General features: G+C 55.0%; 6 protein-coding genes. 2 read left to right on the forward strand and 4 right to left on the reverse strand.

Annotation, left to right across the window (positions count from 1 at the left end; all coding sequences use genetic code 11):
- The first annotated feature begins 185 nt into the window (after positions 1–185).
- Entirely contained in the window at positions 186–821 is a 636-nt protein-coding gene (locus Q0510_RS17000) for a peroxiredoxin (protein WP_298714500.1), read from the forward strand.
- A gap of 265 nt (positions 822–1,086) precedes the next feature.
- Here the strand turns inward: Q0510_RS17000 and Q0510_RS17005 are convergent, their stop codons facing one another.
- The 4 genes from Q0510_RS17005 to rlmN all read right to left on the reverse strand — a co-directional run bounded on the left by Q0510_RS17005 (position 1,087) and on the right by rlmN (position 5,995).
- Positions 1,087–2,661: a S41 family peptidase gene (locus tag Q0510_RS17005; protein WP_298714503.1), complete on the reverse strand. Its 1,575-nt coding sequence runs from the start codon at positions 2,659–2,661 to the stop codon at positions 1,087–1,089.
- A 103-nt stretch (positions 2,662–2,764) separates the two neighbouring features.
- Positions 2,765–3,490 (reverse strand): RluA family pseudouridine synthase, encoded by a 726-nt coding sequence (locus Q0510_RS17010; protein WP_298714504.1) that lies wholly within the window; start codon positions 3,488–3,490, stop codon positions 2,765–2,767.
- A gap of 12 nt (positions 3,491–3,502) precedes the next feature.
- A complete protein-coding gene (locus tag Q0510_RS17015) occupies positions 3,503–4,918 on the reverse strand; it encodes a pseudouridine synthase (RefSeq protein ID WP_298714507.1) in 1,416 nt (471 codons plus the stop codon).
- Positions 4,919–4,954: 36 nt separating this feature from the next.
- Positions 4,955–5,995 carry a 23S rRNA (adenine(2503)-C(2))-methyltransferase RlmN gene (gene rlmN / locus Q0510_RS17020; protein WP_298714509.1) on the reverse strand — a complete coding sequence of 347 codons (1,041 nt, stop codon included), beginning with the start codon at positions 5,993–5,995 and terminating at the stop codon, positions 4,955–4,957.
- A gap of 107 nt (positions 5,996–6,102) precedes the next feature.
- Between rlmN and Q0510_RS17025 the strand changes: the two genes are divergently transcribed.
- Positions 6,103–6,475 (forward strand): beta-ketoacyl synthase N-terminal-like domain-containing protein (locus tag Q0510_RS17025; RefSeq protein WP_298714512.1); only part of this gene is annotated, 373 nt, incomplete at its 3' end.

Here is a 6,475-nt window from a genome sequence, read left to right on the forward strand (position 1 = left end):
GGTGCATTTTACCTGGGGCGGCGCCGGCCTTTCCCTGCCGGTTTACGTCCGGATCAGGCCCCTTCTCCAGGCCTGGTCCGGACCGCCGCTCCTTAAAATCTCCTTAACCCGCAAAAAAAAAGCTGCAAAGTCTATTAAAATTGTAGGAAAATGCTATTTTTGAATTCCTTAAACAGGAAATAGTTATGAGTTTAAGATTAGGGGACGCAGCTCCCAATTTCACGGCAAAGACCACCATTGGAGAAATTAATTTTTACGATTACCTCGGCGACAGCTGGGGAATCCTCTTCTCCCACCCCGCAGATTATACCCCCGTTTGCACCACCGAACTCGGTAAAACTGCCCTCCTCAATGGCGAATTCACGAAGCGTAACGTAAAAGTGCTCGCACTCAGCGTAGACCCGCTCGATAAACATAAAGGCTGGATCAACGACATCAACGAAACGCAAAACTGCAACGTTGACTTCCCGATCATCGCCGACGAAGACAAAACGGTGGCCAACCTCTACGGTATGATCCACCCCAACGCATCCGAAACTTTCACCGTTCGCTCCCTGTTCGTAATCGGGCCCGACAAGAAAGTGAAGCTGACCATCACTTACCCCGCCTCCACCGGCCGCAACTTCCATGAAGTGCTCCGCGTGATCGACTCCCTGCAGCTGACCGCCAATTACAGCGTGGCCACCCCTGCAGACTGGAAAGACGGCGAAGACGTGATCGTGACCGCAGCGGTTAAAACGGAAGACATTCCGGGCAAATTCCCGAAAGGCCACAAAATTATCAAGCCTTATCTGAGAACAACACCGCAGCCGAATAAATAAACAACGTATCTTTGCCGCGGACGGCGCTTCCGTCTCAATCTGCGAAAGCTACTATCTTCCGGCAAGGAAGTTCAAAAATACTGGAGCACGAACCCTGTAACGCAAATAGTTGCAGGGTTTTACTCCTGATTCTTTTTTTTAATGGTTGGTTTTTGATTTTACGAAACGGGGATTTTTCCCCGTTTTTTTTATGTCCCTGTCCGCCATAAAAAAAGAGGCTGCCGGTAAGGCAACCTCTTCCTATTCCTCGAAAATCCTTTGGACTTTATTGTTCTTTTACCTTCCGGCGGTCTTCCACCATGCCGTTGAAGCGCTCTTCGCCGACTTCCTGCACCCGCATATCTTCCGTATTGACCACTTTCCCGTTGGCCATCAGCACCGGCGCAGCCATCCTGGCGGAGGTAGCCCCGGTATTGATCCAGTTCAGGGCCGCCTTAAGGCTGCTTTCTTCCGGATCGCCAAAGTTGCGGGGGATATAGTCCTGCGCGGCGATATCAGGCGTCATGCCGGCGTAGTAATCGCCCTGGCTCAGGGCGTTTTTGCTGGAGAACTGGGCCATGTACACAGTAAACTTATCGATCCCTATCGCGAAAAAGCCCACCGGCTTACCATAGGTTTTGGCGCCTACGGTGCGTACCGTCACGTTGTCTGGCCAGGCCTTGAACGAATTGATAACCAGCTCGCTGGCTGATGCGGTGGAGCCCGTTACGATGAAAACGATCTTCTTCACCGTGGTCAGCGGGCCCTGTTTATTGAAAAAGTAAGTATTCCCGCTTTCAGAAAAGTCGAGGTCGGCGTAAGTCAGCGCCTTCGAACCCTGGTACACCTGCTGGTAATTGGCGTCCAGGTAAGGGAGGGATTTGAGGATGGTGGCCTTGCCCGTACGCACCAGCTCGTTGTACACCTGCTTGTACATCACCTTCGCCTGCATCCCCGAAGGGGCGATGAGGTTGGTGAGGTACTCCGCGGTGGACACATATCCGCCGCCATTGTACCGCAGATCCACTACCACGGCGTTCACACCGGCTGCTGCAAACTCGGCAAAAGCCGCATCCAGGGAAGGTTTGGCGACCGTCTGCCGGGAGAAGTGCCCCAGCACCAGGTACCCGGTCTTGTTCCCGCTTTGCGCCGGGAACGTTTTCCACATCACGACCGGGTCGCTTTTGTAAGCGGCTTTGGTCAGGGTGACGGTCACAGGCGTATTGTTGTCCGGCCGGGTAAATGTCAGATTGGCCGTGGAGCTGTTCATGAGGGTGTTGGCTGCAGCGGAGGTGGCCGGCGGATTGCCATTGTTTACCTGGGTGATGAGGCAGCCGCGTGTCATGCCGGCTTTGTCGGCCGGGGAGCCTTTCTCGACATTGCGCACATATAAATAAGTGGCAGGGTTGGAGCCGAAAGTAACGATAGAAAGGATGAGCCCCAGATCGTTCCCGTCGCCCTCCAGGTCTACCGATGCCTTGATCCCCCGCGCCAGGTTCCCTTTCTCCACGTAGGAAAACTTGGCCCTGGTAGGCGTCAGGTATTCGTAAGGCTTGTTCGTAGCCGGGTCGTTCTTGAGCTGGGTGATCTCGAACATCGCATCCGTCATGCTGGCAAACTCATCGCTTTTGGTGTATTGCCGGGGATTGAAAGCTTCGTAAGCCGGGATGGCGTCATACCACAAATAAGTTTGTTTGGCGAAAAGATAAAGGGAATCCAGGCTAAGTTGAAGCCGGGTGCCCTCGGAGGGCGTGGTCGGTGGCGGGTTTGTGTCGCCGGGAGAGGGGTTTCCGCTTTTTTTACAGGCAGCGAAAGCCGCTATTCCAATGAATGCGGCAGCTGCGATCCGGAGCTTGAACATATATGCAAACCAGTTTGTAGGTAATTTACGCGAAAACACCCAAATGTAGCGACATCCGGGTGTTAATATATAGCAAACGGAAAAACCGTTGTTAAAGTTGCCTTTAAGCCTTTTTATGTTTCCGCAGTTGCTGGAGAACGGCCTGCATATCCTTCGGAAGCGGGGCTTCCAGCTCCACGACCTTCCCGTCAGGCCCGGTAAATTTCAGCTTCCAGGCGTGCAGGGCGAGCCTTTGCAGGAGGGGGCGCTCTTCTTCCGTAAATTTCCCCAGCCGGAACTTCTTCTTGATGGCCGACAGCAGCACCGGCGTAGCCGTGCCATACAACTCGTCCACCGCAATAGGATGCCCCAGGTGCTTCATATGCACGCGAATCTGGTGGGTACGGCCCGTGTGGATACGGAACCTCACCAGGCTGTAAACCCCAAAAGCCTCTTCCACGGCATAATCCGTAAGGGAAGGACGGCCCTTGGCATTGGTCACCATCTTGCCGCGCTGCACCGGGTGCTCCATGATGCCTGCATTCACACTGCCTTCGGGTAACGGCAGGTCGCCGTTCACCAGGCCCAGGTAATACTTCTCCACATCCCGCGATTCGAACAGCTGGGACAGGTATTTATGCATCACTTCGTTTTTGGCGAAAATCACCAGCCCGCTCGTGTCGCGGTCGATACGGTGAACGGTGTAGATATGCCCGTATTTCTTTTTCAGCATCCCCGACAGGGAAGCCAGCTCGTTGTCGTGCCGGTCGGGGATGGTCAGCAAACCGGAAGGCTTGCTGACCGCCACAATTTCATCGTTCTCGAATATAATGAGAGATTCAATTCGCATGTTGCGCAGCCACTATTTAAAATGTTTGAGGAGGATCACTTCCTTCTCGCTGAGGAAGCGCCATTTGCCGCGGTTGAGGTTCTTTTTGGTGAGGCCGGCGTACATCACACGGTCCAGCTTTTCCACACGGTACTCGAGGTGCTCGAATATCCGGCGTACGATGCGGTTCTTGCCGCTGTGGATCTCGATGCCGATCTGCTTTTTGTCTTTCGTGTCTACCCAGGCCAGGCTGTCTACCGACGCCATCCCGTCTTCCAGTTCCAGGCCGCCGAGAATGCGGTCGAAGTCGGCTTTGGTAAGCGGCTTGTCGAGCTCAACGTGGTAGATTTTCTTAACATTATGCTTGGGATGCGCCAGTTTCTGCGCCAGCTCGCCGTCGTTGGTCAGCAGCAAAAGCCCGGAAGTATTACGGTCGAGGCGGCCTACAGGGTAGAGGCGCTCTTCGGCCGCGTCTTCCACCAGCTCCATAACGGTCTGGCGGCCTTCGGGATCGTCGGTGGTGGTGATATAGCCTTTGGGCTTATTGAGCAGCACATACACGAGGTTTTTCTGCAGGTGGATGCGCTTGTCGTTCAGTTTAACGTTTTCCTTGCCGGTTACCTTGAAAGCCGGTTCCACGATTACTTCGCCGTTTACGGTCACCTTGCCTTCCTTGATGTAATCCACTGCCTTGCGGCGGCTGCAAATGCCGCAATGCGCGATGAACTTGTTGAGCGGCATCTCGCCACCCTCGATCTCTACCGGGGTTTCAACGGCAATGCGCTTGCGGGTGCTCTTGGGCTTGTTGGATTTGGAACCGTGAACCGCTGCCTTGCGCTCGCTTTTACGCGGACGGGGCTTGTCGCCACGGAGCTCTTTGTAGGATTTCTCGTCCTGGATCTCGCCGAAAGACTTGTCTTCCACGATATCCTTGGGATCTTTCGGTTTGCCTTTACGGGAGCGGAGCTCCTTGAAGGGCGCACCATCGGCGAAGGCATGCTGGAACAGCTTGTCGCCGGGTTTTACTTCACGTTCTTTTTTGGGTTTGAATTCGCGGTCGCCTTCTGCTTTGGAAGACTTGTCGAAGGGTTTGCCTTCTTTCTTGTCGCGGAAGGGTTTGCCTTCCTTATCACCGAAGGATCTTTTGGGTTTGTCGCCGAAGGGCTTGCCTTCTTTGTCGCCGCTGAAAGATCTGCGGGGTTTATCGCCGAAGGGCTTGCCTTCCTTGTCGCCGCTGAATGATCTGCGGGGCTTGTCGCCGAAGGGTTTGCCTTCTTTGTCGCCACCGAAAGTTCTTTTGGGTTTATCGCCGAAGGGTTTGCCTTCTTTGCTGTCCCTGTCGCGGAAAGATTTGCCGGCGGGTTTATCGTCGCCGGGGCGGGACGGTTTGCCGCTTTTATTTTCCTTGAACGGTGTGAAGCCTTTGCGGGGCGGTCTGCTTTGTTTCATGTTGTATGATTGTTTGCTGCATTCCTGCAGTATGTTTTATGCTTTGTTCGCGAGCTGTCCGCAGGCGGCGTCGATATCCTTGCCGCGGCTTCTGCGCAGGCGGGCATTGACGCGGTGTTTGCCGAGGTATTCCATGAAAGCCGCGGTTTTTTCTTCCGAGGGCTTCTGGAACCGGGCATTATCGATCGGGTTGTATTCGATGATATTCACCAGGTCTACCGGAACCTGCCGGTAAATTTTGATCAGTTCGTCGGCATCCTTGATGGAATCGTTGAAGTCCTTGAACAGGATGTACTCGAAACTGATTTCGTTTTCGGTAGCCTTGTAGAAGTAGTTGAGGGCTTCCACGAGGTTTTTGAGGTTGTTGGAATCGTTGATCGGCATGATCTCGCTGCGTTTCTCATCGTTGGCGGCGTGGAGGGAAAGGGCGAGGTTGAAGCGCACTTTATCATCTCCCAGCTGCCTGATCTGCTTAGCTACGCCGGCGGTGGATACGGTGATCCGCTTGGGGCTCATGGCCAGTCCGTCGGGCGAGGTGATCATTTCGATCGACTTCAGCACATTTTTATAATTGAGCAGTGGCTCGCCCATGCCCATGTAAACGATGTTGGTGAGCTTTTTACCGGCTGATTCCAGGGATTGCCGGTTGATGAGGGCCACTTCATCGAAGATTTCGTCGAATTCGAGGTTGCGTTTCCGGTCCATGAACCCGGTAGCGCAGAATTTGCAGCTGAGGCTGCAGCCTACCTGGGACGATACGCAGGCGGTTTGCCGGGAGGACGTGGGGATGAGGACCCCTTCCACCAGGTAACCGTCGTGCAGCCGGAAACGGCTCTTGATCGTACCGTCTGTACTCTGCTGGGTAGCATCCACGCTAACGGCAGGGAAGTCGAACCGCTCCTCCAGGGCTGTCCGGAGGTTTTTGCTCAGGTTGGTCATGGCGTCGAAGCCGGGCGCCTGTTTGGCCCAGATCCACTCATACACTTGCTGAGCCCTGAACGGCTTTTCCCCCATCTCTCCGAACACCTCCCGCAACTGGGGGAGTGTCAGGTGCCGGATATTTTGCTTCCTCATCATCCTGCAAAGGTACATCCGATTTTCGGATTGCCGAATTGTAGATTCGTTTGTGTGGCTGGTTATCCCGACTGGAAGCCCTACATTCGCAATTCCTAACCATTTCGCGTATGCAAACTGCTTACATAGTTGATGCGGTAAGAAGCCCCATCGGCCGCTATGGCGGCGCCCTGAGCTCCATCCGCCCCGACGACCTGCTGGCCCTCATGCTGCGGTCCCTCCTCACCCGCAACCCCTCCCTCGACCCTTCCGCCGTGGAAGACGTCATCGCCGGCGCCACCAACCAGGCCGGGGAAGACAACCGGGACGTTGCCCGCATGGCCGTCCTACTCGCCGGCATGCCCGTATCCGTGGCCGGAAATACCGTCAACCGCCTCTGCGCCTCCGGCCTCCAGGCCATCATGGACGCCGCCAGGGCCGTAATGGTAGGGGAAGGAGACGTCTACATCGCCGGCGGCGTCGAAAGCATGACCCGCGCACCCC

This window comes from uncultured Chitinophaga sp. (assembly GCF_937874145.1).
Lineage (GTDB): Bacteria > Bacteroidota > Bacteroidia > Chitinophagales > Chitinophagaceae > Chitinophaga.